26 protein-coding genes and 1 pseudogene are annotated in these 24168 nt (G+C 70.5%); 11 read left to right on the top strand and 16 right to left on the bottom strand.

What is annotated here, in order from left to right; genetic code table 11:
• Window positions 1-74: 74 nt before the first annotated feature.
• Window positions 75-350 carry a GlsB/YeaQ/YmgE family stress response membrane protein gene (locus GA0115254_RS14955; protein WP_093895769.1) on the bottom strand — a complete coding sequence of 92 codons (276 nt, stop codon included), beginning with the start codon at window positions 348-350 and terminating at the stop codon, window positions 75-77.
• Between the two features lie 248 nt (window positions 351-598).
• Here GA0115254_RS14955 and GA0115254_RS14950 point away from each other — a divergent pair, with 248 nt between their 5' ends.
• Both GA0115254_RS14950 and GA0115254_RS14945 read left to right on the top strand, forming a co-directional pair.
• On the top strand, window positions 599-964 hold the full coding sequence (locus tag GA0115254_RS14950) for a DUF3099 domain-containing protein (RefSeq protein ID WP_093895768.1): 366 nt from the start codon (window positions 599-601) through the stop codon (window positions 962-964).
• 268 nt (window positions 965-1232) lie between these two features.
• Complete coding sequence (locus tag GA0115254_RS14945; RefSeq protein WP_093895767.1) at window positions 1233-1514, top strand: hypothetical protein; 282 nt, start codon at window positions 1233-1235, stop codon at window positions 1512-1514.
• Here GA0115254_RS14945 and moaA read toward each other — a convergent pair.
• The 3 genes from moaA to GA0115254_RS14930 form a co-directional block, all read right to left on the bottom strand.
• Entirely contained in the window at window positions 1511-2500 is a 990-nt protein-coding gene (gene moaA / locus GA0115254_RS14940) for a GTP 3',8-cyclase MoaA (protein WP_093895766.1), read from the bottom strand. The two genes, GA0115254_RS14945 and moaA, sit on opposite strands and share 4 nt — an antisense overlap.
• 200 nt (window positions 2501-2700) lie before the next feature.
• Window positions 2701-4341, bottom strand: coding sequence for a solute symporter family protein (locus tag GA0115254_RS14935; protein ID WP_093895765.1), 1641 nt, complete (start codon window positions 4339-4341; stop codon window positions 2701-2703).
• Window positions 4338-4703 (bottom strand): DUF485 domain-containing protein, encoded by a 366-nt coding sequence (locus GA0115254_RS14930; RefSeq protein ID WP_093895764.1) that lies wholly within the window; start codon window positions 4701-4703, stop codon window positions 4338-4340. Before GA0115254_RS14930 ends, GA0115254_RS14935 begins: the two co-directional genes overlap by 4 nt.
• A 291-nt stretch (window positions 4704-4994) precedes the next feature.
• Here GA0115254_RS14930 and GA0115254_RS14925 point away from each other — a divergent pair, with 291 nt between their 5' ends.
• Together GA0115254_RS14925 and GA0115254_RS14920 are read left to right on the top strand one after the other, a co-directional pair.
• Entirely contained in the window at window positions 4995-6530 is a 1536-nt protein-coding gene (locus tag GA0115254_RS14925; protein WP_093895763.1) for a S8 family peptidase, read from the top strand.
• 105 nt (window positions 6531-6635) lie between these two features.
• The gene (locus GA0115254_RS14920; protein ID WP_093895762.1) at window positions 6636-8057 is read left to right on the top strand and encodes a CoA transferase; all 1422 of its coding nucleotides are present in this window, start codon (window positions 6636-6638) and stop codon (window positions 8055-8057) included.
• On the opposite strand, the gene GA0115254_RS14915 is transcribed toward GA0115254_RS14920, so the two are convergent.
• Genes GA0115254_RS14915 through GA0115254_RS14905 form a run of 3 tightly spaced genes read right to left on the bottom strand, consistent with a single transcriptional unit; the run spans window position 8047 to window position 10676 of the window.
• On the bottom strand, window positions 8047-9090 hold the full coding sequence (locus tag GA0115254_RS14915; protein ID WP_093895761.1) for a zinc-dependent alcohol dehydrogenase family protein: 1044 nt from the start codon (window positions 9088-9090) through the stop codon (window positions 8047-8049). The genes GA0115254_RS14920 and GA0115254_RS14915 overlap by 11 nt on opposite strands.
• A gap of 21 nt (window positions 9091-9111) precedes the next feature.
• A complete protein-coding gene (locus GA0115254_RS14910) occupies window positions 9112-9801 on the bottom strand; it encodes a lysoplasmalogenase (RefSeq protein WP_093895760.1) in 690 nt (229 codons plus the stop codon).
• Window positions 9798-10676 carry a sterol desaturase family protein gene (locus tag GA0115254_RS14905; protein ID WP_093895759.1) on the bottom strand — a complete coding sequence of 293 codons (879 nt, stop codon included), beginning with the start codon at window positions 10674-10676 and terminating at the stop codon, window positions 9798-9800. The genes GA0115254_RS14910 and GA0115254_RS14905 overlap by 4 nt, the downstream gene beginning before the upstream one ends.
• A gap of 232 nt (window positions 10677-10908) precedes the next feature.
• On the opposite strand from GA0115254_RS14905, the pseudogene GA0115254_RS46050 reads away from it, so the two are divergent.
• Window positions 10909-11448, top strand: a pseudogene (locus GA0115254_RS46050) (NACHT domain-containing NTPase); the annotation flags it as partial.
• Window positions 11449-11575: 127 nt separating this feature from the next.
• Here GA0115254_RS46050 and GA0115254_RS14895 read toward each other — a convergent pair.
• The 5 genes from GA0115254_RS14895 to GA0115254_RS14875 are packed head-to-tail and all read right to left on the bottom strand — an operon-like array spanning window position 11576 to window position 16519.
• Complete coding sequence (locus GA0115254_RS14895) at window positions 11576-12289, bottom strand: VIT1/CCC1 transporter family protein (RefSeq protein WP_093895757.1); 714 nt, start codon at window positions 12287-12289, stop codon at window positions 11576-11578.
• A 25-nt stretch (window positions 12290-12314) separates the two neighbouring features.
• Window positions 12315-13538, bottom strand: coding sequence for an amidohydrolase family protein (locus GA0115254_RS14890; RefSeq protein WP_093895756.1), 1224 nt, complete (start codon window positions 13536-13538; stop codon window positions 12315-12317).
• Window positions 13539-13549: 11 nt separating this feature from the next.
• Window positions 13550-14827: an amidohydrolase family protein gene (locus tag GA0115254_RS14885; RefSeq protein ID WP_093895755.1), complete on the bottom strand. Its 1278-nt coding sequence runs from the start codon at window positions 14825-14827 to the stop codon at window positions 13550-13552.
• Window positions 14828-14837: 10 nt separating this feature from the next.
• Entirely contained in the window at window positions 14838-15722 is an 885-nt protein-coding gene (locus GA0115254_RS14880) for an SDR family NAD(P)-dependent oxidoreductase (protein ID WP_093895754.1), read from the bottom strand.
• On the bottom strand, window positions 15719-16519 hold the full coding sequence (locus tag GA0115254_RS14875) for an acetoacetate decarboxylase family protein (protein ID WP_093895753.1): 801 nt from the start codon (window positions 16517-16519) through the stop codon (window positions 15719-15721). Before GA0115254_RS14875 ends, GA0115254_RS14880 begins: the two co-directional genes overlap by 4 nt.
• 148 nt (window positions 16520-16667) lie before the next feature.
• Here GA0115254_RS14875 and GA0115254_RS14870 point away from each other — a divergent pair, with 148 nt between their 5' ends.
• The 6 genes from GA0115254_RS14870 (at window position 16668) to GA0115254_RS14845 (ending at window position 22251) form a co-directional block, all read left to right on the top strand.
• Window positions 16668-17342: a TetR/AcrR family transcriptional regulator gene (locus tag GA0115254_RS14870; protein WP_093895752.1), complete on the top strand. Its 675-nt coding sequence runs from the start codon at window positions 16668-16670 to the stop codon at window positions 17340-17342.
• 37 nt (window positions 17343-17379) lie between these two features.
• Window positions 17380-18378 (top strand): DEDDh family exonuclease, encoded by a 999-nt coding sequence (locus tag GA0115254_RS14865; protein ID WP_093895751.1) that lies wholly within the window; start codon window positions 17380-17382, stop codon window positions 18376-18378.
• Between the two features lie 64 nt (window positions 18379-18442).
• Window positions 18443-18676: a hypothetical protein gene (locus GA0115254_RS14860; protein WP_093895750.1), complete on the top strand. Its 234-nt coding sequence runs from the start codon at window positions 18443-18445 to the stop codon at window positions 18674-18676.
• Window positions 18677-18747: 71 nt separating this feature from the next.
• Window positions 18748-19572, top strand: coding sequence for an SURF1 family cytochrome oxidase biogenesis protein (locus GA0115254_RS14855; protein ID WP_093895749.1), 825 nt, complete (start codon window positions 18748-18750; stop codon window positions 19570-19572).
• Between the two features lie 119 nt (window positions 19573-19691).
• Window positions 19692-21491, top strand: a complete 1800-nt coding sequence (locus GA0115254_RS14850) for a glycoside hydrolase family 15 protein (protein WP_093895748.1) — start codon at window positions 19692-19694, stop codon at window positions 21489-21491.
• A 4-nt stretch (window positions 21492-21495) separates the two neighbouring features.
• On the top strand, window positions 21496-22251 hold the full coding sequence (locus tag GA0115254_RS14845; protein ID WP_093895747.1) for an SDR family oxidoreductase: 756 nt from the start codon (window positions 21496-21498) through the stop codon (window positions 22249-22251).
• An 83-nt stretch (window positions 22252-22334) separates the two neighbouring features.
• On the opposite strand, the gene amaP is transcribed toward GA0115254_RS14845, so the two are convergent.
• Genes amaP through GA0115254_RS14825 form a run of 4 tightly spaced genes read right to left on the bottom strand, consistent with a single transcriptional unit; the run spans window position 22335 to window position 24152 of the window.
• Window positions 22335-22913: an alkaline shock response membrane anchor protein AmaP gene (gene amaP / locus GA0115254_RS14840; RefSeq protein ID WP_370740877.1), complete on the bottom strand. Its 579-nt coding sequence runs from the start codon at window positions 22911-22913 to the stop codon at window positions 22335-22337.
• A gap of 5 nt (window positions 22914-22918) precedes the next feature.
• The gene (locus GA0115254_RS14835; protein ID WP_093895745.1) at window positions 22919-23605 is read right to left on the bottom strand and encodes a DUF6286 domain-containing protein; all 687 of its coding nucleotides are present in this window, start codon (window positions 23603-23605) and stop codon (window positions 22919-22921) included.
• Window positions 23602-23964 carry an Asp23/Gls24 family envelope stress response protein gene (locus GA0115254_RS14830; protein ID WP_093895744.1) on the bottom strand — a complete coding sequence of 121 codons (363 nt, stop codon included), beginning with the start codon at window positions 23962-23964 and terminating at the stop codon, window positions 23602-23604. The genes GA0115254_RS14835 and GA0115254_RS14830 overlap by 4 nt, the downstream gene beginning before the upstream one ends.
• Entirely contained in the window at window positions 23961-24152 is a 192-nt protein-coding gene (locus GA0115254_RS14825) for a hypothetical protein (RefSeq protein WP_093895743.1), read from the bottom strand. The genes GA0115254_RS14830 and GA0115254_RS14825 overlap by 4 nt, the downstream gene beginning before the upstream one ends.
• Window positions 24153-24168: the final 16 nt, after the last annotated feature.

Raw genomic sequence — 24168 nt, 5'->3', positions numbered from 1 at the left:
CTGCGGCCGGGCACGCGTGACGCGTGTCCGGCCGCAATACGTGTGCGGCCCGGTGACCCGGGCCGTCTGTTGGCTCAGGCCTTCTGTCTGGTGCCGCGGAGCGAGGCCCACAGCATGTCGCCGACACCTACCACGATCACGGCACCGATCAGCTGGAACAGATGGCGCGTCCAGTCGATGCCCTTGGTGTCGTTGACACCGATCCAGGTGGCGACGGCATTGCCGAGCACACTGCCGATCATGCCGAAGATCGTCGTCAGCCAGAGCGGGATCTTCTGTTTGCCGGGCAGGATCGCCTTCGCGATCAGACCGAGAACCAGACCCACGACGATTGCCCACAACCAGCCCATGTCGCCTCCTCGTGCGACGCGATGTCGCGCATGTGCGCCCAGTCTCGGCCCGTGGGCCGTACGTCGCATGCCGGACGCGTCCGTATGTGCGGCACGGCTGCCGATAGGCACGAATGCGGCGCGCCCCGGTCTCGAAGCCGTCGCACACCGGGCGTACCGTGGATGTGGTCGGGTCCGGGGAACGTCCGGCGCGGGAATGAGGTCTCCCCCGGCCCGCGAGGCACTGGGGGAAGGGTGGTGGAGACGTGATGCGGAAGCAGAGCGGTGTCGAGGTCTTCCGGATCACGGAGGCCCGACAGGGACTCGCGGAGGATGTGCGCGGCAGGCAACGGCGCTATGTGATCTCGATGTCCGTGCGGACGGTTTCGGTGATCCTGGCCGCCGTGCTGTGGAACGTCGAGCGGTATGTCGCGATCGTGGCGCTGGCGCTCGGTGCTCTCCTCCCGTACGTGGCGGTGGTCATCGCCAACGCGGGCCGGGAGAACACCCCGTCGCTTCCTTCGACCTTCGTCCCGGCGCCGATGCGTCCGGCGCTCGACGCGGCTCCCGTGGCCGGATCCGAGCAGTCCGGTCCGGAGGCCGACGGGGCCGGGCGCGGCGGGGAATCGGCATGATCGAATCGGCATAAGCACAGTTGAGGCCGGACCGCACCCAAGGCTCAAGAAAACCTCAGCTCAATCACGAAGTTACGGTGCCCCCCACCCAGGTCTGCGTGACATACTTCGTACGCGCTCCGCATCCCCCGTCGGAGCGACAGACCGACGCCGGGCAGCTCCCCCCGTGGCTGCTCGGCGTCGCTTTTTTCGCCGGTTTTCGCCGGCAGGGGACGCGTCGGGTGGCCGGCCGGTGGGCCGGCGGAGGCGCTGACCTAGGGTTGAGTCCGTGAACTCCCCTGAATCCGCGGCCGAGAACGCTGTCGCCGCACCCCTCTGTTCCGCCAAGGGCTGTCGGGCCGACGCCGTATGGGTGCTGGCCTGGAACAACCCGAAGCTGCATACTCCGGAGCGCCGTAAGACCTGGCTGGCCTGCGAGGAACACCGGGAGCATCTCTCCTCGTTCCTGAGCGTCCGGGGCTTCCTCAAGGATGTCGTGACACTGGCGGAGTGGGAGTCCGGCCGATCGGGGACGGACGGAAGTCAGGGCTCAGGGCCGGACGGGCCCTAGCCGCCGATCGCCGACATCGGCCGCTCGGGCTGCAGGAAGGACGGGTCGTCCAGTCCGGATCCGGCCTTCTTTCCCCACATCGCGAGCGTCCAGATCCTGGCGATCTCCTCGTCCGGCGCGTCCGAGCGCAGGGCACCGCGCAGATCGGTCTCCTCGCGGGCGAACAGACAGGTGCGCACCTGGCCGTCGGCGGTGAGTCTGGTCCGGTCGCAGGCCCGGCAGAAGGGGCGGGTGACGGAGGCGATGACACCGACACGGTGGGGTCCGCCGTCGACGAGCCAGCGCTCGGCGGGGGCTGAACCGCGCTCGCCGTCGCCCTCCTCGGTGAGGGTGAAGCGGGTGCGCAGCGACTGGAGTATGTCACCTGCCGTGATCATCCCGTCGCGCTTCCACCCGTGCTGCGCGTCGAGCGGCATCTGCTCGATGAAGCGGAGCTCGTAGTCGTGCTCGACGGCCCAGGCGAGCAGGTCGGGGGCCTCGTCGTCGTTGAGTCCCGGCATCAGGACGCTGTTGACCTTGACCGGGGTGAGACCGGCGTCGCGGGCGGCTTCCAGGCCTGCCAGCACGTCGTGGTGGCGGTCACGGCGGGTGAGCGTCTTGAAGACGTCGGGGCGCAGGGTGTCCAGCGAGACATTGACCCGGTCCAGACCGGCGGCCTTGAGCGCGGCCGCTGTGCGCTTCAGCCCGATGCCGTTGGTGGTGAGCGACATCTCGGGGCGCGGGCTCAGGGCCGCGCATCGCTCGACGACGGAGGCGAGCCCGGGGCGCAGGAGCGGCTCACCGCCGGTGAAGCGGACCTCGGTGATGCCGAGCCGGGTGACGGCGATGCGGACCAGCCGGACGATCTCGTCGTCACTGAGCAGGTCGGGCTTGGCCAGCCATTGCAGGCCCTCTTCCGGCATGCAGTACGTGCATCGCAGATTGCACCGGTCGGTCAGCGAGACGCGCAGGTCGGTGGCGACCCGATCGTAGGTGTCGATGAGCATGTGGGTCCCCTCCCCCAGTAACTTCCCGGCTGCGGATCCGGCTCTTCCGGCTGACTCCTTTGAGACTACGCGAGACCTGTGACATCTGAGGGGGCCCGTTTGCCACGAGGAGCGGCGTGGCCGCGTCGTAGGACTCTACGACGCGGCCACGGAACCGGAGTGACGCGTGGAGCGAACTCCTCGGAGAACCTTCCCCCCTCTCAGTGCGCCCCGACGCCCGTGAGGGACTTGACCTCCAGCTCGGCGTACTTGCCCTTGTCCGGCTCCTCCTTCGAGAGGAGGGAGCCGATCCAGCCGAGCAGGAAGCCCAGCGGGATGGAGATCAGGCCAGGGTTCTCCAGCGGGAACCAGGCGAAGTCGACACCCTTGAACATCGACGTCTTCGCGTTGCCCGAGACAACCGGCGAGAACAGCACCAGGAACACCGAGCTCGCCAGACCTCCGTAGATCGACCACAGCGCGCCCTGGGTGGTGAACCGCTTCCAGAAGAGGCTGTAGAGGATCGTCGGCAGATTGGCGGAGGCGGCGACGGCGAAGGCGAGCGCCACCAGTCCGGCGACGTTCATGTCGCGGGCGAAGGCGCCCAGGGCGATCGCGACCGCACCGATGAGGACGGTGGCCCAGCGGGCGGCCCGCATCTCCTCCTTCTCGGTGGCCTTCCCTCTGCGGATGACGTTGGCGTAGATGTCGTGCGCGAAGGAGGACGAGGAGGCGAGGGTGAGCCCCGCGACGACGGCGAGGATGGTGGCGAAGGCGACGGCCGAGATCACGGCGAGCAGCACGGCGCCGCCGGTGGAGCCGACCCCGCCGAGGTATTCGGCGAGCTGCGGGGCGGCCGCGTTGCCGGCCGGGTTCTTCGCCTTGATCTCGTCCGGGCCGATCAGGGCCGCGGCGCCGAAGCCGAGCGCGATCGTCATCAGGTAGAAGGCGCCGATGATGCCGATGGCCCAGTTGACCGACTTACGGGCGGCCTTGGCGGTCGGCACCGTGTAGAAGCGGATCAGGATGTGCGGGAGTCCGGCGGTGCCGAGGACCAGGGCGATGCCCAGGGAGAGGAAGTCCAGCTTGGAGGTGCCGGTGGCGCCGTACTTGAGTCCGGGCTCCAGGAACGCCGCTCCGTGGCCGCTCTTCGCGGCGGCCGTGCCCAGCAGGTCGGAGACGTTGAAGTCGAACTTCAGCAGCACCAGGAAGGTCATCAGGAGGGCACCGGCGATGAGCAGCACGGCCTTGACCATCTGGACCCAGGTGGTGCCCTTCATGCCGCCGATCGTGACGTACACGATCATCAGCACGCCGACCAGCGCGACGATGAGGATCTTGCCCGCGTCGCTGGTGATGCCGAGCAGCAGCGAGACCAGGACGCCCGCACCCGCCATCTGCGCCAGCAGATAGAAGATCGAGACGACGATGGTGGAGACGCCGGAGGCGGTACGGACCGGGCGCTGCCGCATCCGGTAGGCGAGGACGTCGCCCATCGTGTAGCGGCCCGAGTTGCGCAGCGGTTCGGCGACCAGCAGCAGGGCCACCAGCCAGGCGACGAGGAAGCCGATGGAGTACAGGAAGCCGTCGTAGCCGAAGAGGGCGATGGCTCCGGCGATCCCGAGGAACGAGGCCGCCGACATGTAGTCGCCGGAGACCGCGAGCCCGTTCTGGAAGGCGGTGAACTGGCGGCCGCCGGCGTAGAAGTCGGAGGCGCTCCTGGTCTGCCGTCCGGCCCAGACGGTGATGCCCAGGGTCGCGGCGACGAACACCGCGAAGAGCGTGATGATCAGCGGCCGGTGCTCGGTGGTCGAGGAGGCGGCCAACTGGAGGGCGGGGTGCGAGTGGTACGCGGCGCTCATGCGTCGGCCTCCATACGGGACTTGATGGCCTCGGCCTTCGGGTCGAGCTTCGCGGCTGCGTGGCGCGAGTAGAGCCAGGCGATGAGGAATGTGGTGACGAACTGGGCGAGACCGAACACGAAGGCCACGTTGATGTTGCTGTAGACCTTGGTGCCCATGAAGCCGCCCGCGTAGTTGGACAGCAGCACGTACAGCAGGTACCAGAGGACGAAGGCGATGGTCAGCGGGAAGGCGAACGAGCGGTACGCGTGGCGCAGTTCGCCGAACTCCGCGCTGTCCTGCGTCGCGATGAACGCCTCGGTCGTGGGCTCGGCAGGGCGGGTTTCCGTCATGCCCTCGGGCGGCGGTGCATCGGTAGCCACGGAATCTCCTCGCGACGCGGGTGCGGTGGTGGTGGGGACGGTGGATTTCACTGGGGGACCTCGATGTCGGGGGTGATGGTGCGTCTCCCCCTGACAACGGCACGGAGAGCGCGGCGAAGCGGTTCACCGCGGGTCCGCACTTCTCGAACTCGGCTCTTCGCGGCCGTCCGGCCGAACCGGGTACGCCAAACTCATTGATCAACAGGGCTGATCAGCGATAACTTCACTCGTCATGTACGCGACTTGGCACACCCCGTGTCCGGTCGACCGCACGGATGATGTGGAGACCCCATGGCTCATCTGGGATCCAGACGGACGCGCGCACTGACGCTGCCCGTCGGATTGGCACTCACGGCCTCGCTCGGCTTCCTGCCGACGGGTGCCGCCTCTGCCGCACCGGTGGACGCCCAGCCCACGGCGGCGGTGTCGACGGACGGCCCGAAGCTCTCGTACGTCGTCAACACGCGGAGCAATCACGGCACCGTCAAGCAGGTGAAGAAGGCGATAGCCGAGGCCGGCGGCACGGTGGTGATCGCCTATGAGCAGATCGGCGTCATCGTCGTCGAGTCGCAGAACCCGGACTTCGCGAAGTCGATCCGCCGGGTCAAGGGGGTCGATTCGGCCGGGGCCACCCGGACCAGCCCCATCGTTCCGCAGGCCACCACGGACATCGGGGTCGCGCAGCCGCTCACCGCCGAGCAGGCCCGGAGCGCGGCGGCGGAGGCGACGGCGGACCAGGATCCGATGGAGCCCCTGCAGTGGGATCTGCCCGCCATCAAGGCGGACCAGGCGCACCAGAAGACGCTGGGCAGCAGCAAGGTCACCGTCGCGGTCATCGACACGGGTGTCGACGACACCCACCCGGACCTGGCACCGAACTTCGACCGCGGGGCCTCCGCGAGCTGCGTGTCCGGGGCGCCGGACACGACGGACGGCGCATGGCGTCCCAAGGCCGGTGAGAGCGACCACGGCACGCATGTCGCGGGCACCATCGCCGCCGCGAAGAACGGCGTCGGGGTGACGGGTGTCGCACCGGGCGTGAAGGTCGCCGGCATCAAGGTCGCGAACCCGAACGGCTTCTTCTACACCGAGTCGATCGTCTGCGGCTTCGTCTGGGCCGCCGAGCACGGTGTCGATGTCACCAACAACAGCTACTACACCGACCCGTGGATGTTCAACTGCAAGAACGACCCGGACCAGGGCGCTCTGGTCGAGGCCGTCGCCCGTGCCACGCGCTACGCGGAGCACAAGGGCACGGTCAATGTCGCCTCGGCCGGCAACAGCCGCTTCGACCTGGCCTCCGGCGCGATCGACGACACGACCAGCCCGAACGACACCACGGCGGCCACCCGGACCATCGACCCGCGCGAGTGCCTCGACATCCCGGCGATGCTGCCGGGCGTCGTGACGGTCTCCGCGACCGGTGCCAAGGGGCTGAAGTCCTCGTACTCGAACTACGGGAACGGTGTCATCGATGTGGCGGCCCCGGGCGGTGACTCGACGGTCTACCAGACGCCCGCACCGCCCGCCACGAACGGTGCGATCCTGTCCACGCTGCCGGGCGGCAAGTACGGCTACAAGAACGGTACGTCGATGGCCTCCCCGCATGTCGCGGGTGTCGCGGCCCTGATCAAGTCGACGCATCCGCACGCCTCGGCGGCCCAGGTGAAGGCGCTCCTGACGTCCGGCGCCGACGCCACCGAGTGCGGTGCTCCGTACGACATCAACGGTGACGGCAAGATCGACGCCGTCTGCGAGGGCGACAAGAACCACAACGGCTTCTACGGCGCCGGTGTGGTGAACGCGCTGAACGCGGTCCGCCGGTAGGTGACGCGGCGGAGCGGGAGGGGCTCGGAGTCGTCGGCCGGCCCCTCCCGCCACTTCTTTCCAGGTAGCTTCCCGACTCGTGGCACTCAGTGCCATAGTGCGGGAATGACTCATGCACGAAAGTCCGGTACGGAGCAGGCCTGGGCGGCGCTCGGCGGTGATCCCGCGCTTCTTGCGCACATCGGTACGAGCGGTCCCGACGGGCTGCTGCCCGCACGGCTGCCCGTCATGGATCTGGCCCGTTCCGCCGTCGCGGTCTGTTCACTGGCCGCCGCCGAACTGGCCGCCCGCCGCACCGCGCGACCCGTGTCACAGGTCCTGGTCGACGCCGGTGCGGTGGCCACGGCGTTCACGAGCGAGCGCCATCTGAGGATCGACGGGCGCGCACCGACCAACTTCGCCCCGCTGTCCCGGTTCTGGCGCACGGCGGACGGCTGGGTCCGTACGCACGCCAACTACCCGCACCACCGGGCCCGGTTGCTCGCCACGCTGGGGCTGCCCACGGACACCTCGGACGGCATCGCCGTGGACGCCGTTGCCGCCTCGTTCGCCGGGCGCCGGGGCCCGGAGATCGAGCGGACGGTGTACGCCGCGGGCGGCCTGGCCGTGGTCGCCCGTACGCCCGAGGAGTGGGCGGCCGACCCTCGGGGTGTCGCGGTCGCGGGCACGCCGCTGGTGGCCAGGGACCGTATCGACAGCGTGCCGGTCCGCCGGACCGCGGCGCTCGCCGGTGAACCGCTGCTGCCCGCAGCCGGGTTGCGTGTACTGGACCTCACCCGGGTCATCGCGGGGCCCGTCGCCACCCGTACGCTCGCACTGCTCGGCGCGGACGTCCTGCGGATCGACGCCCCGCAGCTCCCGGAGAGCCAGGACGCGCACAGCGACACCGGTTTCGGGAAGCGGTCGGTCGAGCTGGATCTCGGCAGCCGCTCCGGTGCGGCCGCGTTCGACGAGCTGCTGGCCGGCGCGGATGTGGTCGTCGTCGGCTACCGGCCCGGTGCGGTCGAGCGGTTCGGCCTGACGCCGGACTCCCTGGCCGCGCGCAGACCCGGGCTGGTGATCGGGCGCCTGTCCGCCTGGGGGCACGGTCCATGGGCGCAGCGGCGCGGCTTCGACAGCCTGGTGCAGGTGGCCACCGGCATCGCCTCGGTCGAGGCCGCGGCAGGGCCCGAGAACCCGCCCGGTGCGCTGCCCGCCCAGGCCCTCGACCACGGCACGGGCTACCTGCTGGCCGCCGCCGTGCTGCGCGCACTGACCGAGCAGCACGACGACGGCGGCTCCCGGCTGGTCACGCTCTCGCTCGCCCGTACCGCCGCCTGGCTGCTGGACGAGCTGCCCGCCCGGCAGGAGCCCGGCGCCGGGGCCGGGGGTTCGTACGACCCGGAGAAGTGGCTCACGGAGACGGACAGCCCGCTGGGCCGGCTGCGGCACGCCCTGCCGCCGGTCGCCTTCGACGGTTCCCCCGCCGACTGGTCGCGCCCGCCCGGCCCTCTGGGGGCGGACGCGACCGCCTGGCTCACGGCTTGATGAGTACCTTCAGCGCCGTCCGGTTGTCCATCGCCTTGTAACCGGCGGGGACGTCGTCGAGGCCGATGGTCAGGTCGAAGACGGGCGACGGGTCGATCGTGCCGGACAGCACGTCGGGGAGCAGCTCCGGAATGTACGTGCGCACGGGGGCGACGCCGCCTCGCAGGGCGATGTTCCGGTCGAACATGACGCCCAGGTCCAGGCCGGTGCCGCTGCCGTGCGGCACGCCGACGTAGCCGATGGAGCCGCCGTCGCGGGCGATCCCGACGGCGGTGCGCATCGACTGCTCGGTGCCGACGGCCTCGATCACGGCGTGCGCGCCCTCGCCGCCGAGCAGTTCCCGTACGGCTTCGACGGCCGCTTCGCCGCGCTCGGCGACGACGTCCGTGGCGCCGAACGTGCGGGCGATGTCCGTACGCACCTGGTGGCGGCCGAGCGCGATGATCCGCTCGGCGCCGAGCCGCTTGGCGGCCATGACGCCGCACAGTCCGACCGCTCCGTCACCGACGACCGCGACCGTGGTGCCGGGCGTCACGCCTGCGCCGACGGCGGCGTGGTGTCCGGTGCCGAGCACGTCGGACAGGGCCAGCAGCGCGGTGAGCAGGTGGTCGTCGGAGGCCGCGGCGGCGGGGAGCTTGACCAGAGTGCCGTCGGCGAACGGGACGCGCACGGCCTCGCCCTGCCCGCCGTCGGAGCCGACCGATCCCCAGAAGCCACCCTGCGGGCAGGAGGTGGTCAGGCCCTCCGCGCAGTACGCGCAGGTGCCGTCGGACCAGACGAAGGGTGCGACGACGAGGTCACCGACGGCGAAGCCGGCCACCTCGGAGCCCGCCTCCTCGACGATCCCGAGGAACTCGTGCCCGATGCGCTGGCCGGGCTGCCGGGCGGACTCACCGCGGTACGCCCACAGGTCGCTGCCGCAGATACAGGCCCGCAGGACCCGCAGCACCACATCGGTGGGCTGCTGGATCGACGGGTCCGGCACCTCCTGCACACGTATGTCGTGGGGGGCGTGGATGACGGTGGCGCGCATGCGTGGGGGTCCTTGCTGATCTCAGATACTGATGCTCCGCTCACGGTACGCCCCGGGACCGACACCGGCCCATTTCGCACCGGGTGCGAGCGCTCCGACGGTCAGCAGGAACTGCGCGGCGATGTAGGTGAGCATGACCCAGAAGTCGGGAGCGGGCAGCTGCGGCCAGTCGGCGATGCCGGTGGCGATGAGCGCGTCGGAGAGCAGGAAGAGCGCCCCTCCGGCAGCCGCGTACCGGCCGAGGGTGCCGGCGCGGTACGCCATCGCCGTGAGCAGCAGGCTGTAGCCGGTCATCGGAATCCGCATGTCCGCCGGCAGCCCGCTCCAGAGCAGCGCGACGAAGGTGGCCAGGACGGCGGCGTAGACGAACCCGACGGGCAGCGAGCTGCGGGCACGTCCGAAGAGCCACAGGTAGCAGACGTGACCTGCGGCGAAGGAGCCCATCCCGATGAGGAAGGCGGCATCGGCATCGGGCAGCAGCAGCGTGTCGCCGCCCCAGCCGAACAGGAGCGCCGCGATGAGCAGCCCGGGGCCGCGCCGCGCGGCGGTGTACCCGGCCAGCAGCGGCATCAGCAGGGGCTTGGCGACGAGGTGTGCGGCTCCGACATCTGCGAGCACACCGAAGAGATCGACGGCCGAGGCCACCAGGAAGGCGATGAGCAGCGGGCGCACGAGACGTTCCCGCCGGTCCGTGACGGCAGCGGCGCTCATCCGGTGCGCTCCTGGGCGGGGAGGGCCGTACGGGCGGCCGTTCCGGCCGGCTGCCAGCCGGGCCCGCGGAAGATCCGCCCGGCCCGCTCGCTCCAGCTGCCCGCCGCCCGCACGTCGCGGGCGATGGCGGCGTACTCATGAGTGGCGACACGGAGCGGATTGAATGTGTCGATGTTCTTGGTGAGGCCGAACACGGGCCGCTCCGTCTCGGCGGTGAAGGACCCGAAGAGCCGGTCCCACAGGATCAGGATGCCGCCGAAGTTCCGGTCCAGATAGCCGCCCTGCGACGCGTGGTGCACCCGGTGGTGGGAGGGCGTGTTCAGTACGTACTCGAAGGGCCTGGGGAGTTTGTCGATGCGCTCCGTGTGCACCCAGAACTGGTAGACGAGGTTCGCCGACGAGCAGAAGGCGAGCGCGGCCGGATGGACACCGCAGGCGATGAGCGGCACATAGAACGGCCAGACGGTCAGCGACGTCCAGGGCTGGCGCAGCGCGGTGGAGAGGTTGAACTTCCGGCTCGAGTGGTGGACCACATGGCAGGCCCAGAGAATCCGGATGATGTGGTGGCCCCGGTGCGACCAGTAGTAGAAGAAGTCCTGGGCGAGCAGCATCAGCAGGACGGTCCACCACAGCACGGGGACCCGGAGCGGGGTCAGCTCGTAGACCGCGGTGTAGATCGCGACGATGGGCACTTTCCACAGCAGGTCGAAAGCCAGGCTGCCGAGCCCCATGGTGATGCTGGTGACGGCGTCCTTCGCCTCGTACCCGGCGGCTTCGTCATCGGGATGGAAGTGGTGGAGGGCCATTTCGAGGACAGTGAGCAGGACGAAGGCCGGTATGGACCAGAGCACGACATCGGGCAGGTTCGGCGGCATGCGAGCACCGTAGAGCCGCAGGTCGGCCGGGGACTAGACGTTGTTACCAACAAGTATGCGAGACGCGGTGTCAGCAGTCTTTGGTGACTTCTGCCAATACGGGCGTCGTACGATCCCTGTACTGGAGCTTCCGTGGGGGAGGAACTGCCGTGCAGAGTATGGAAGTTGCGATGCTTCGGCTGGCCACGACGGTGATCGGCACGATCACCAGGTCGCTGGTGGCGCCGAAGCTCGCTGCGTACCGTTCGTCCTTCGGCTGCGCGCTTTCACGTCGTACGAGACCTTGCCCGCCCCGGACGAGTTCCTGCGCACGACCGGGGTTCCGCTGCACGGCTCGGCGCCCGCGGGGTGGGCGGACCGGCTGCTGGCCGAGGGCCGGGCGCTCGTCCTGGTCGACGGGGTGGACGAGGTTCCGATGCGGCTGCGCAACCGGACCGAGCGCTGGCTCAAGGACCTGATCGCGGCGTACCCCCAGGCCCGCTACGTGGTCACGACCCGCCCGTCCGCCGTCCCGGACGGGTGGCTGGGGCAGCAGGGCTTCGTCGCACACTCGTTGCTGCCGATGGAGCGGGACGACATCCGCGCGTTCATCGGGCACTGGCACGACGCGGCGAGGGCGGAGTGCCTGTCCGACGACGACCGTGCGCAGCTCGACACGTACGAGGGCTCGCTGCGGCGGGCGGTCGGAATGCGCCGGGATCTGGGCCGGCTGGCGACCAATCCGCTGATGTGCGCGCTGAACCGGGACCGGCGGATGCAGCTGCCGCGCGCTTCGACCAGGCGGGCCCTGTGGACATCTCCCCGCTGGCCGATCTGGAGAACCCGACCATCACACTCTGGAACGACACCGTGGCCACCGGCACCGAACTCTTCCCGCCCGAGCGCATCGTCCGCCGCCCCTAAACCCCCACCGCCCCCAACAACTCCCCCGCCGCGTAGGTGACCGCCATCGCCACCGCTCCCCCGCCCATGTTCCGCAGCACCGCCCGCCACGGTGCCGCGTCGCCCAGCCGTGCGCTCCACCAGCCCGTCAATGCCAGCGCCGCCAGTACCGACAGCACGGTCACCAGGAGCCGCAGCGACGCCGGGGGCAGCACGATCGCCAGCAGGGGCAGCAGCGCGCCCACCGTGAACGCCAGGAAGCTCGCGCCCGCCGCATGCCACGGGTTCGTCAGCTCGTCCGGGTCGATGCCCAGCTCGACCTCCGCGTGGGCGCGCAGCGCATCGCGTTCGGTGAGCTGGAGGGCGGCCTCGCGGGCGACTTCCCGGCTCAGACCCTTGCTCTCCAACAGGCCGGTGAGTTCGACGAGTTCGGCCTCCGGGGTCTCCGCCAGCTCGCGTTTCTCCGTCGCCAGCGCGGCCCGCTCCGAATCGCGCTGGGTGGAGACCGATACGTACTCGCCCGCCGCCATAGACATGGACCCCGCCAGCAGTCCGGCCAGGCCTGCCGTGAGCAGAGCGCCGCGGTCGCCGGTGGCGCCGGCCACGCCGACGACCAGGCCCGCGGTGGAGACCACGCCGTCGTTGGCGCCGAGGACCGCGGCGCGCAGCCAGTTCAGCCGCGCGCCGAGCCCATTGCCGTGCGCTTCGTCATGCGCCTGGGTATCCGTCACCCGGGGATGGTCTCACCCCGTCCGGTCACCAGACGCGTACCGACCCGCCCGGCGCGAAGGCGGGGCTGGTCGCGTCCGGCGGAACCTCCTTCAGCGGCTCGGCGATCTCCCCGACCGTCGGGCCGACCCTGGCCGCGATGCGGTCGAGCGCCGCCAGGTCGAACCCGTAGACGCGCGCGGCGTTGCCGCCGACCATGGCCGCGATCTCCTCGGGCGGCAGGCCCGCGTACGCGATCCGCAGGCCCTCCCGTGAGTACGGGGCGGTCCCCTCGTCGTGCGGATAGTCGCTGCCCCACATGATCTTGTCGAGGCCGATCCGGTCGCGCAGCGGCACCTCGTGCGGCCGCATGAAGCTGGCGCCCACGTAGCAGTTGTCGCGCCAGACCTCACTGGGGCTGTTCCCCATCGAAGCGGCGAGCCCCGCACCGAATTTGGACTCGGCGGTGGGTGCCCGGGTCGCCGCCGCGACCAGCCGTCCGTGGTAGTAGTCCAGCATCTCCACGACACCCGGGATCCAGCCGGAGCCCTGTTCGGTGAGGACCAGTTTCAGCCCGGGGTGGCGGCGGAACGCTCCGCCGAAGACCAGGTGCCACAGCGCCCGGTGCGAGAACCAGGTCGTCTCCACCATGAAGACGGCGCGGGCGGCCGGTTCGTCGCCGAGCGGCGGGGAGGCCGAGCCGCCGTGATGGTTCACCGGTACGTCCAGTTCCTCGCAGACCGCCCACAGTGGGTCGTACACCTGCGAGTACAGCTCAGGAATCCCGGAGCCTGGCGGGGCCCCGGGCAGCAGGATGCCGCCGGTCAGGCCGGCGGCCTTGATGCGGCGGACCTCGCGGACCGCTTCCGCCGGGTCGTTGAGAAGGATCTGTGCCACGCCCGCGCGCCGGCCCGGTACCTGCGCGCAGAAGTCGGCGAGCCAGCGGTTGTGGGCGCGCAGGCCGGCCCAGCGCTGTTCGTACTCCGTCTGCGACGGCGCGGGCGCCATCAGGGAGGCGGAGGGGAAGAACGGCGGGATGGTGTTGGGGAAGAGGACCTCCGCCACGATGCCGTCCGCCTCCAGCTCCGCGACGCGGCGTGCGGAGTTCCAGTTGCGGTCTGCGGTGTCTGCGAGGAGGTCCTCGTACGGATTGACGTAGGTCGCCGCCCACGCGTCGAAGTCGTCGTGGTACTTCGCTTCCAGGTAGGGCCTGTAGTCGAGGAGATCGGCTCCGGCATGGCAGTCGGCGGAGATGACCGTGTAGCGGTCCATGTGCCGGTCCATCACTGAACCCCCAGGACCGGGAAGTCGTGGTCGGTCAGCCAGTGCCGGCCCACTTCGCGCGATCTGGCCCAGGACGCCTCGACCGCTGTCTGGTCGGCGCTCTGGCCCAGGTCCTCGGGTGTGGGGCCGATGCGCTCGGCGATCGGGGCGAGCTTCGCCGTGTCGAAGCCGAAGACCTCGGCCGCGGCTAGGCCCAGCATGCGGCGGGTCTCGGCCACCGGGATGTCGTGGAAGGTGTTGCGCAGCCAGTTCGCGGTGTTCGGCCAGGTGCCTTCGGGGTGCGGGAAGTCGCTGCCCCACAGGATGTTGTCGACGCCGATCTCGTACCGCTGGGCGAGTTCGCGGCGTTTGGTGTTGGTGGCGCAGATGAAGACCTGGCGGTCGAGGTACTCGTGCGGGGGCCGCTTCAGTTCGGCGAACGGGGAGAGCTTCTTTCCGCCGTGGGCGCCGAGGTAGAGCCGGTCCATGAACCAGAGGAGGTTCGGCAGCCACCAGCAGCCGGACTCGGCGACGCCGAACCTCAGCCCGGGATGGCGTTCGAAGGCGCCCGACCAGAGGAGGAACCAGAGCGGGCGGGAAGGCCACCAGGTGACCTCGGAGACATAGATCCCGAGGTGGTCGCCGTACTCGTGGCGCGGGGCCGCGCCGGAGTGGGTGACCACCGGCATCCCCGTCTCGGCGGCGGCCGCCCACACAGGGTCGTAACGGCGGTCGTGGTACGGGGCCTTGTCGACCCACATGGAGGGGATCATCAGCGCCCCGAGTCCGGACTCCTTGGCCCGGTGGATCTCGGCGACGACCCGGTCGACCTCGCCGGTGACGGGCAACAGGGCGACGCCGCAGTGGCGTTCGGGGTTCTGCGAGACGAATTCGGCGAGCCACCGGTTGTGGGCCTGCGCGCCCGCCATGCCGAGATCCGGGTCCTGGTCGCCGGAGAGGCCGAGGCCGACGCCGAACGGGGCGGCGGTCCGGCTGTCGACGGCGTCCGCGTCCGGGAAGACGACCTCGGCCGCCACCCCGTCGCCGTCGAGCTCCTTGAGACGCTGTGCGGCGTCCCAACCGCCCTTGAGTCCTTCCTCGTTGTCGTGGAACCACTTGTCGGCGAAGGCCTCGTTGCGTACACCGAGGCGGGTCATCTCCTCGCGGCGGCGGTCGCGCCCGGCGAGGAAGTCGTCGAACTCCCGGTGGAAGCGGGGGTCGAGATAGGGCCGGTACTCCTCGGTGGGCAGCCCGGCGTGGCAGTCGGAGGAGATGATCAGGTACGGGTCGTCGGTCATCGCTCGCTCCTCAGTCGAGTACGAAGCTCTCCAGGTACGACGGGTTGGTCCGGTCGAGCATCGACTGCGACCTGGCACGGATCTGCCGGTCGCTGCGCTCGCTGTCCGGCAGCATCCAGAAGCGGTCGGCACGTATCCCGTCCACGACGGTCCCCGCGACGTCCTCCACCGGGGTGAACTCCACCTCGTGGCCCGCTGCCCGCATGGCGGACTCCCACTGGTCGAGGCTGCGGTACGGGGTCCGGCGCGGCCGCTCCTTGGCGTACCGCTCGGGCCGGTTGCGGTACGACTCCCACAGCCCGGTACGGAGCATGTGCGGGCCGGGGAAGAGCACCGAGGCGCCGACCGGCGCGCCATCCGCCTTCAGATGTGCGTACAGCGACTCGGTCATCGTGACGACGGCGGACTTGGTGACCGCGTACACGGAGGCGGTCGGCAGCGGGGCGATCCCGCCGTCGCCGGACGAGGTGTTGACGACATGGCCGGGGCCGCCGTCCGCGATCATGCGCGGCACGAACGCCTGGATGCCGTGGAAGACACCCCACACATTGACCGCGAACGCCCACTTCCAGTCGTTCGGCTCGTGCTCCCACATCCGGCCCTCGGCCCCGGAGCCGACACCGGCGTTGTTGCACAGCACATGCACGGCGCCGAAGGTGTCGTACGCGGCTTCGGCCAGGGCCTGTACGGATTCCCGCTCGCCGACGTCGACGGCCCGGGCCAGCACCCGCGCACCGTCCCGGCGCAGTTCGCCCGCCGCCTTGTCGAGCGCGCCCTCCTCCACATCGGCGAGGACGACCTTCAGCCCCTCGGCAGCGAACCTGCGTGCCATCGCCAGGCCGATGCCGCTCGCGGCGCCGGTGACGACGGCGACCTGACCCTCCTCCAGTCTCATCGGACGCTTCCTTCCGGCGGGCCGTCGTGGATCTGCTGCGGGTCGTCGTAACGCTGGTGGATGTACGGCAGCAGAGCTTCGGCGCTCACCCGCTCCACGGCCCTGCCCTGTTGGTCGCTGGTCTTCTCACCGATGGTGAGGTCGACCAGCCGTCGTACGGGGAGATCGGCGACCGGGTCGTACATCGACTCGCGCAGCACCACGTCGCCCGAGATGCGTTCCAGTCTGCGGACCTTCTCGTGACGGGTGCAGTGGATCAGGACGGGGTCGGAGTCGAAGCCCTCACCGTCCACCGCGGGCAGGAATTTGAAGTAGAAGTCGAGCTTGGCCGTCGGCGGGGGCAGCGGGAGCGGCCCGCTGACCGCGCCGCGCACCTCGACGAACGCGATGCCGTGCCGGGCGAGCGCGGCACGGACGACGAGGCCGTCGCGTTCGACGGTCACCTCGCCGAGCTTCTTCGGTTCGCCGAACACCTCACGGCCGCCGATCAGAGCCCGTTCATGGGTCATCGGCATGACGAGCGGGTACCAGCCCTCGTGGCCGTCGTGGACGGCGGCGACGGCGACGGAGCCCGCACCGAGTGGGTAGCCGGGGAGTTCGACCGTACTGATGCCGGCCCGGACGAGCGGGCGCTGCGCGGGCTTGAGGGGCGGCGGGAGGACGGCCGCCACCGCGTCGGGGTCGCTCTCCCAGAGGGCCACCACGCCGGTGGACCAGATGTCGGGGAGTGTGGAGCGGGCCGCGCGGGCCGCCGCGATCTCGGCCTCGGTGCGCGCGCCGTACCGTACACGTGCCATGCCGTACCACCCTTCTCGGTCGTCCGTGAATCGGTTCTCCGTGTCTCGGTGTCTCGGTTCTCCGTGCGGTTCTGTAACACAGTTACACCGACGCCGATGAAGGGTAAATAGGCATGCACATAACGGAGTTCGAGAATCAAGGAGCGCTGTGGCGCGATCGTCACTGACCCGCGAAGAGGTCCTCGACACGGCCGGCGCCCTGGTGAAGCGGCACGGCCCGCAGGCCCTCACCATGCGCGCTCTCGCCGCGGAACTGGGCACCGCGGTCACGTCGATCTACTGGCACGTCGGCAATCGTGAATCGCTGCTGGACGCCCTCGTCGAGCGCACCGTGCAGGAGATGGGCATCCTCCGTCCGGCCGGCCGGACCCCGGCGGCCCGCATCGTCTCCGTCGCCCGCGGCCTGCGCCGCGAACTGCGGGCCAGGCCGCATCTGATCGCGATGGTTCACGAACGAGGGCTCACCGAGCGGATGTTCCTCCCCGCGCAACAGGCCCTCGTCCACGAGGTGCACGCCGCGGGGCTGCGCGGGGCGCGGGCGGCGGCAGCGGTGCGGGCGGTGCAGTTCCAGACCGTCGGCTTCCTGCTCGTGGAACGCAACCGGGAGCGGTCCCCCGTCCAGTCACCCGGCGAGGGAGATCTGTGGACCGCGTCCACCGCGGACGACGACCCGGCACTGGCCCGCGCACTGGCCCGGCCCGCCGACCCGGACCGGCTGTTCGCGGATTCCGTACGGGCCCTGGTGGAGGGGCTGCTGGCGGGCCCCGTACAACAGGGGTCGCGCCGCGGAACCGGCATGCGGGGGCGGGAGACGGCCGAATAGCCGAATAGGAGACTGTCAGTCGCGGCCCGTATTCTCTGTGACCATGCTCGACGACCGCCAGACCGCAGCACCGTGGCCGACCGCCTACCCGCAGGGGTACGCGGTCGTCGACGTGGAGACCACCGGACTCGCACGGGACGACCGGATAGTGTCCGCTGCCGTCTACCGCCTGGACGCGCAGGGCAATGTCGAGGACCACTGGTACACCCTCGTCAACCCTCAGCGTGATCCCGGTCCTGTCTGGATCCACGGGCTGACCAGTGATGTCCTTGAGGGCGCTCCGCTCTTCCCGGAGGTCGCCGCCCAGCTCTCCGAGCGGCTCGCGAACCGCGTGCTCGTCGCGCACAACGCCGCTTTCGACTGGTCGATGCTGGCCCGGGAGTACGCACGGGCCTCGGTCACCGCCCCCGTCGAGCAGCGGCTGTGCACCATCGCGCTCTCCAAGGAGCTGCGGCTGCCGCTGCCCAACCACAAGCTGGAGTCGCTGGCCGCACACTTCGGAGTCGTGCAGCAGCGCGCCCACCATGCCCTGGACGACGCCCGGGTGCTGGCCGAGGCATTCCGGCCGAGTCTGCATGCGGCGGCGCGGGGCGGGGTGCGGTTGCCGTTGCTGGAGTGCCGGCCGCTGACCGAGTGGTCGGACTCCCCGGTCACACCGCGGGTCGGCTACCAGCCTTCGTACGGTCAGAACAGCTGGCGTCCCTCGCGCAAGCGTCCGGCGTGCCCGCATCCGAACCCCGGACGGTACGAGAAGGACAAACCCCTCATGCAGGGCATGCGGGTGGCGTTCTCGGGGGACACCTCCGTCGACCGTGAGCTGCTGGAGGACCGGGCCGTGGAGGCCGGGCTGCATGTGGCGACCAGTGTGTCCCGGCTGACCAGCCTGCTCGTCACCAATGACCCCGACTCGGCGACATCGAAGACGGTGAAGGCGAAGTCGTTCGGTACCCCGGTTCTGGACGAGAGCGCGTTCACCCATCTGTTGCGCGATGTGGCGCCGGCGTCGTCGCGGGCGGCCGCGCCGTCATCGGAGTGAACCGGGGACGACTCACCCGCCCGCCGCTCGCCCGCCGCCGCCCTTGCGTCCCACCCTGTGGCGCATGGCACGTTGCGAGGTTTGCGGAAACGACTACGGCATGTCCTTCGAGGTGCACGCGCAGGGCGCGGTGCACGTCTTCGACTGCTTCTCCTGCGCCATTCACCGCATGGCACCCCTCTGTGAACACTGCAGGGTCCAGATCATCGGTCAGGGGGTCGAGGTCGACGGGCACTGGTTCTGCGGCGGTCACTGCGCCCGCGCCGAGGGGAAGGTGGGCATCGTCGACAAAGTCTGATCACCGGCCGCCGCGCCCTCTTCCCCCACCCCTCCGCGATGCACCCCATGACGCAGTTGTACCGTCATGGGGTGTACCGCTTCCTGTTGACCCGGCAGTGGCTGATCCTCGCCCTCCTCTCCCTCGTCCTGATTCCCACGATGGTCGAGCTGGGCTTCTGGCAGTTGCACCGGCACGAGCACAAGGTCGCGCAGAACTCTCTGATCTCCCGCAACCTCAAGGCGAAACCGGTTCCGGTCGCCTCGCTCACCTCTCCGGGTCACACGGTCCCGCGCTCCGACTACTGGCGTGCGGTGACGGCCACGGGTACGTACGACACCGCGCACGAGGTGGTCGTACGCCGCCGGACGTCCACCGACGGCCGGATCGGCGTTCATGTACTGATCCCGCTCGACCTCAAGGGCGGCGGCACGGTCCTGGTCAACCGTGGCTGGGTGCCTTCCGCCGATAGCCAGCGCGCCTTCCCCGACGTACCCGCCGTGCCCAAGGGCGAAGTGACCGTCACCGGGCGGCTCAAGGCCGACGAGACGACGAGCGCCAGCGGCATCAAGGACATCTCGGACCTGCCGGACCGCCAGGTGATGCTGATCAACAGCGCCCAGGAGGCCAAAAGGCTCTCCCGGCCCGTGCTCGGCGGCTACATCGAGCAGACCGGACCCGAGCCCTCCGGCGACTCCCCGGAACTGATCGCGGCTCCCGACGACAGCTCGATCGGCCCGCACATGGCGTACGCCGTGCAGTGGTGGCTGTTCGCCGCCGGTGTCCCGGTCGGCTTCGTGGTCCTCGCCCGCAGGGAGAAGCGCGACCGGATGGAGGCCGCGGCCAAGGCCGCCGCCGGGGAGCAGGATGCCTCCGAGCCGAAGAAGCCGGAGCAGCCGGAACCCGCGACGGCCTGACACCGGCTCCGCACGGGTGTCGGCGAGCTGTCCGTGGGACGGCCTCGGCTGTCCGTCGGAGTGACCCCATCTCTCCTGGGACTGCTTAGCGAGGCCCAGGTTCGGGAACACGCCAGAACGTGACCCCACGCATCGAGGACTATGCCCTCATCGGCGATCTGCAGACAGCCGCCCTGGTCGGCAGGAACGGTTCTGTCGACTGGCTGTGCCTGCCCCGCTTCGACTCGGGCGCCTGCTTCGCGGCGCTGCTCGGCGACGAGGACAACGGCCACTGGCGGATCGCCCCGAAGGGCGCCGACACCTGCACCCGGCGCGGCTATGCGGGTGACTCCCTCGTCCTGGAGACGTTCTGGGAGACCCGTACCGGCACGGTCAAGGTCATCGACTTCATGCCGCAGCGCGATCAGGAACCCGATGTCATGCGGATCATCGAGGGCATCAGCGGCACTGTCGAGATGAGCTCCGTGATCCGGCTGCGCTTCGACTTCGGCTCGATCGTGCCGTGGGTGCGCCGCTCGCAGGGGCACCGGGTGGCGGTCGCGGGGCCGGACTCGGCCTGGCTGCGCAGCGAGCCGCCGGTCAAGACATGGGGCCAGCAGTTCTCCACCTGCTCCTCGTTCACCGTCTCCGCGGGCGAGCAGGTGGCATTCGTCCTGACCTGGCACCCCTCGCACTCGCCCCGCCCCGAACTCGTCGACCCGTTCGAGGCGCTGAAGAGCACCCTGTCCGACTGGGCCGAGTGGTCCGCGCGGTGCAAGTACCGGGGCCCGTACCGGGAAGCGGTGATCCGCTCGCTGATCACGCTGAAGGCGCTCACCTTCGGCCCGACCGGTGGCATCGTGGCGGCTCCCACCACCTCGCTGCCCGAGGAGATCGGCGGCGTACGGAACTGGGACTACCGTTTCTGCTGGCTGCGGGACTCCACTCTCACCCTCGGTGCTCTCCTCTCGGCCGGCTATGTGGAGGAGGCCGCCGCCTGGCGGGACTGGCTGCTGCGGGCCGTCGCCGGGGACCCGGCCGATCTGCAGATCATGTACGGCCTGGCGGGCGAGCGCAGGCTGCCCGAGTCGGAGCTGCCATGGCTGAGCGGATACGAGAACTCCAGCCCGGTCCGGATCGGCAACGCCGCGGTACGCCAGCGCCAGCTCGATGTGTACGGAGAGGTCATCGACTCGTTGCGGCTCGCGCGCGAGGCGGGCCTGGGCGACAAGCCGCACGCCTGGAGCCTTCAGCTCAGCCTGCTCGGCTTCCTGGAGTCCACCTGGCGCGAGCCGGACGAAGGGCTGTGGGAGATCCGCGGCCAGCGCCGCCACTTCGTGCACTCCAAGGTGATGGCCTGGGTCGCTGCCGACCGTGCCGTACGCACCCTGGAGAAGAACCCCTTGCTGGCCGGCGACGCCGAGCGGTGGCGGGCGATGCGTGACGCCGTGCACCGGGAGGTGTGCGAGAAGGGGTTCGACCCGGTACGGAACACCTTCACGCAGTCCTACGGCTCCCGGAATCTGGACGCCGCGACGCTGCTGATCGCCCGGACCGGGTTCCTGCCGCCGGACGATCCCCGGATGATCGGGACGGTCGACGCGGTCCGGGACGAGCTGGGCAGCGGCTGTCTGGTCCGCCGCTACAGCACGGACGGCAGCTCGATCGACGGGCTGCCCGGCAGCGAAGGGGCCTTTCTGGCGTGCTCGTTCTGGCTGGCCGACGCCCTGCTCCTGACCGGGCGCGCCGAGGAGGCCAGAGAACTCTTCGAGCAGCTCCTGACGCTCCGCAACGATGTGGGGCTGCTCGCCGAGGAGTACGACATCGTCGGGCACCGGCAGGTCGGCAACTTTCCGCAGGCGTTCAGCCACATCGGGCTCGTGGGCACCGCCATGGCGCTGGCCGGGGAGGACACGCTGGAGGGCGGCACGGCAGGATAGGTCCATGGATCTTGGACTGAAGGACCGCGTGTACATCGTCACCGGAGCAAGCCGGGGGCTGGGCAACGCCACGGCGCGGGCGCTGGCCGAGGACGGCGCGAGGGTGATCATCACCGGCCGGGACGAGAAGCGCGTCGAGGCGGCCGCCGCCGAACTGGGGCCGGACGCCGTCGGCCTCGCCGCGGACAACGCCGACCCCGCCTCCGCACAGCGTCTGGTGGACAGCGCGCACGAGCGTTTCGGCCGGCTCGACGGCATTCTCATCAGCGTCGGTGGACCGACGCCCGGCTTCGCCGCCGACAACACCGACGAGCAGTGGCAGTCGGCCTTCGAGTCGGTGTTCCTGGGCGCGGTACGCCTTGCCAGGGCCGCGGCGGCCACCCTCGGCGAGGGCGGTGTCATCGGCTTCGTGCTCTCCGGCTCCGTGTACGAGCCGATCGCCGGGCTGACGATCTCCAACGGTCTGCGCCCCGGCCTGGCCGGTTTCGCCAAGTCCCTGGCCGACGAGCTCGGTCCTCGGGGTATCCGCGTGGTGGGGGTGCTGCCGGGCCGGATCGGCACGGACCGGATGCGCGAGCTGGATGCGCGCTCGGGCGATGCGGAAGCCTCTCGTACGGCCAATCAGGCAGGTATTCCGCTGCGCCGCTACGGCACGCCGGAGGAATTCGGCCGGACCGCTGCGTTCCTGCTCTCGCCCGCTGCGTCGTACGTGACGGGCGTCATGCTGCCGGTCGACGGCGGCTCCCGGCACGGCTTCTGAACCGGCCCGCTCCGTCCTGGACCGCCGGACGGGTTCGATTCCTCGAGCCCGCCCGGCAACCGGGGACACCACGGCAACAGCCGTCAACTCACCCTTTCCGCACGGTGCTTGACCGCCCTCAACCGCACCTCGGCCGGGAGCTCCGCCAGCCCGGCCGAATCCCGCGCATGGGCCAGCGCCTCGTCGGTGAGGCGGCCGAGCGCCTCGTCCGGCGCCGCGTGCGGCTCCATCAGCAGACGGATCCTGGCGTGCGGCGAAGTGCGCCGGCCGGTCAGCACGACCTGGGCGCGGGCCACCCCGTCCAAGGCCCCCGCCTCATCGGCGAGCACCCCCTCCAGGGCCCGGCCCCGCAGGAGCGCACCCTCACCGTCACCGCTGTCCACCAGCACCTCGGAGAGACGGCCGCGGCGCAGCTGGGCCAGCAGCCACCACAGGGCGAGGACGACCACGACGGCCAGGACCGCGATCACCGTCGGCCACCACCATCCCTCACCGCGCCAGCGGTCCCGGTCGGCCTCGCTGAGGAGCACATCGCCCTTGCCGTACCAGGGCCACCAGGACGGTACGGAGAGGCCGAGCCCGGCCGCGAGCACCGCACCGCCGACGCAGATCAGCACCAGCCCGGCCAGGCCGATCAGTACCCGGTTGACGGTTCTGAGCAACGGGCTCACCCCTTCTTCGAGGGACGGCGGACATATACGGACAGGCTCGGCGGCCTGGCCAGGCCCAGTTCCTTGATGCCGGTCCCGAGCACGGTGTCCAGATCGGCCCGTACGTCGTCGAGTTCACGGAAGTGCGACACCGCACGCACCCCGACCTTGCCCCGGCCCATCCGGACCCGTACCGACTGCACACCCGACACCTCGATGGCCCGGTCCCGCAGGACCAGTGCGGCCGCGGCCCGGTCGAGGCCGGCCCGTACACCGGGTCGGTCGCGGCGCATCGGCAGCAGGTCGCGGAGTCCGGGGGTGACGGCGAGCACGAGCAGCCACAGGCCGATGGTCACGGCGGCCGCCGCGCCGGCCAGCACCCGGACGTTGTCCAGCGGCCGGCCGGCGAGCTCGTCGGCCAGCGTGCGGCGCCACTGCATCGCCGGGTGGCCGGTCCGTACCGCCGCCACGTCGTAGAGCAGCAGACCGGTGCCGCCGAGGATCACCACGGCGAGGATCGCGGCGGGGATGCGGCGCGCGGACCAGAAACGGCCCGCCCCGCCGCCGCTCTCCCGCTGCCCGGGCGCCGGGTCGTAGGCGGCGGACGAGGCGGACTGGTCGAGTTCGAGCACGGTCCCCTGTTCGACGGGCCGGGTGGTGGGCAGCCGTTGCGTACGGTGTTCCGGTTCGTGGGGCTCGCTCATCGGATCCTCCCCTGTGCCGCGATGCTCGCTCCCGTCGGATGCAGGCGCTCGACCTGTACGGCGACCTCGGGCACCTCCATCCCCGCCAACGCCTTTACCCGTTCGACGACACGCCGACGCACCCCGCCGCACTGGCGGCCGATGTCGGAGGGGTATCCGAGCTCCAGGCTCACCCGGACCCGGGCTGTGTCGCGGTGCACCGTGACCGTGGCACGCGGCGAGGAGCCTTCCTTCGGCGGCTCGTCGATCGCTTCCTTCGCCGCCTGTGCGGCGATCTTCGCGACCACCCGGTCGGCGATCCGGGTCTCCCCGCGCTCACCCGCGGCAACCCGGCCGCTCGCCCCCGACAACGCCGTCACCGCCGTCGGTCGCCGCGCTCGCGACTCCGGAAGAAGTCGCCGGGCTCCAGGTCACCCTCCAGGAAGCGGCCGGCGATGAAGCCGACCGCCCCCAACGCAGCCACCAGCAGAAAGGCCCCGAATCCGCCGAAGTACCCGGCGAATCCCAGCGCCATGCCGGCCACCATGCCGACCACAGCCATGTTCATCCTGTGCTCCTCAACT

The organism is Streptomyces sp. Ncost-T10-10d, from assembly GCF_900091955.1.
Classification (GTDB): Bacteria; Actinomycetota; Actinomycetes; order Streptomycetales; family Streptomycetaceae; genus Streptomyces.
Note: the sequence above shows the minus strand (reverse complement) of the source record. Positions and strands in the feature narration are given on the sequence as shown.

Coding starts and splice junctions, on each gene's coding strand:
- GA0115254_RS14955 (WP_093895769.1), bottom strand. CDS start 350: ATGGGCTGGTTGTGGGCAATCGTCGTGGGTCTGGTTCTCGGTCTGATC.
- GA0115254_RS14950 (WP_093895768.1), top strand. CDS start 599: ATGCGGAAGCAGAGCGGTGTCGAGGTCTTCCGGATCACGGAGGCCCGA.
- moaA (WP_093895766.1), bottom strand. CDS start 2,500: ATGCTCATCGACACCTACGATCGGGTCGCCACCGACCTGCGCGTCTCG.
- GA0115254_RS14935 (WP_093895765.1), bottom strand. CDS start 4,341: ATGAGCGCCGCGTACCACTCGCACCCCGCCCTCCAGTTGGCCGCCTCC.
- GA0115254_RS14925 (WP_093895763.1), top strand. CDS start 4,995: ATGGCTCATCTGGGATCCAGACGGACGCGCGCACTGACGCTGCCCGTC.
- GA0115254_RS14920 (WP_093895762.1), top strand. CDS start 6,636: ATGACTCATGCACGAAAGTCCGGTACGGAGCAGGCCTGGGCGGCGCTC.
- GA0115254_RS14915 (WP_093895761.1), bottom strand. CDS start 9,090: ATGCGCGCCACCGTCATCCACGCCCCCCACGACATACGTGTGCAGGAG.
- GA0115254_RS14910 (WP_093895760.1), bottom strand. CDS start 9,801: ATGAGCGCCGCTGCCGTCACGGACCGGCGGGAACGTCTCGTGCGCCCG.
- GA0115254_RS14905 (WP_093895759.1), bottom strand. CDS start 10,676: ATGCCGCCGAACCTGCCCGATGTCGTGCTCTGGTCCATACCGGCCTTC.
- GA0115254_RS14890 (WP_093895756.1), bottom strand. CDS start 13,538: ATGGACCGCTACACGGTCATCTCCGCCGACTGCCATGCCGGAGCCGAT.
- GA0115254_RS14885 (WP_093895755.1), bottom strand. CDS start 14,827: ATGACCGACGACCCGTACCTGATCATCTCCTCCGACTGCCACGCCGGG.
- GA0115254_RS14880 (WP_093895754.1), bottom strand. CDS start 15,722: ATGAGACTGGAGGAGGGTCAGGTCGCCGTCGTCACCGGCGCCGCGAGC.
- GA0115254_RS14875 (WP_093895753.1), bottom strand. CDS start 16,519: ATGGCACGTGTACGGTACGGCGCGCGCACCGAGGCCGAGATCGCGGCG.
- GA0115254_RS14860 (WP_093895750.1), top strand. CDS start 18,443: ATGGCACGTTGCGAGGTTTGCGGAAACGACTACGGCATGTCCTTCGAG.
- GA0115254_RS14845 (WP_093895747.1), top strand. CDS start 21,496: ATGGATCTTGGACTGAAGGACCGCGTGTACATCGTCACCGGAGCAAGC.
- GA0115254_RS14835 (WP_093895745.1), bottom strand. CDS start 23,605: ATGAGCGAGCCCCACGAACCGGAACACCGTACGCAACGGCTGCCCACC.
- GA0115254_RS14825 (WP_093895743.1), bottom strand. CDS start 24,152: ATGAACATGGCTGTGGTCGGCATGGTGGCCGGCATGGCGCTGGGATTC.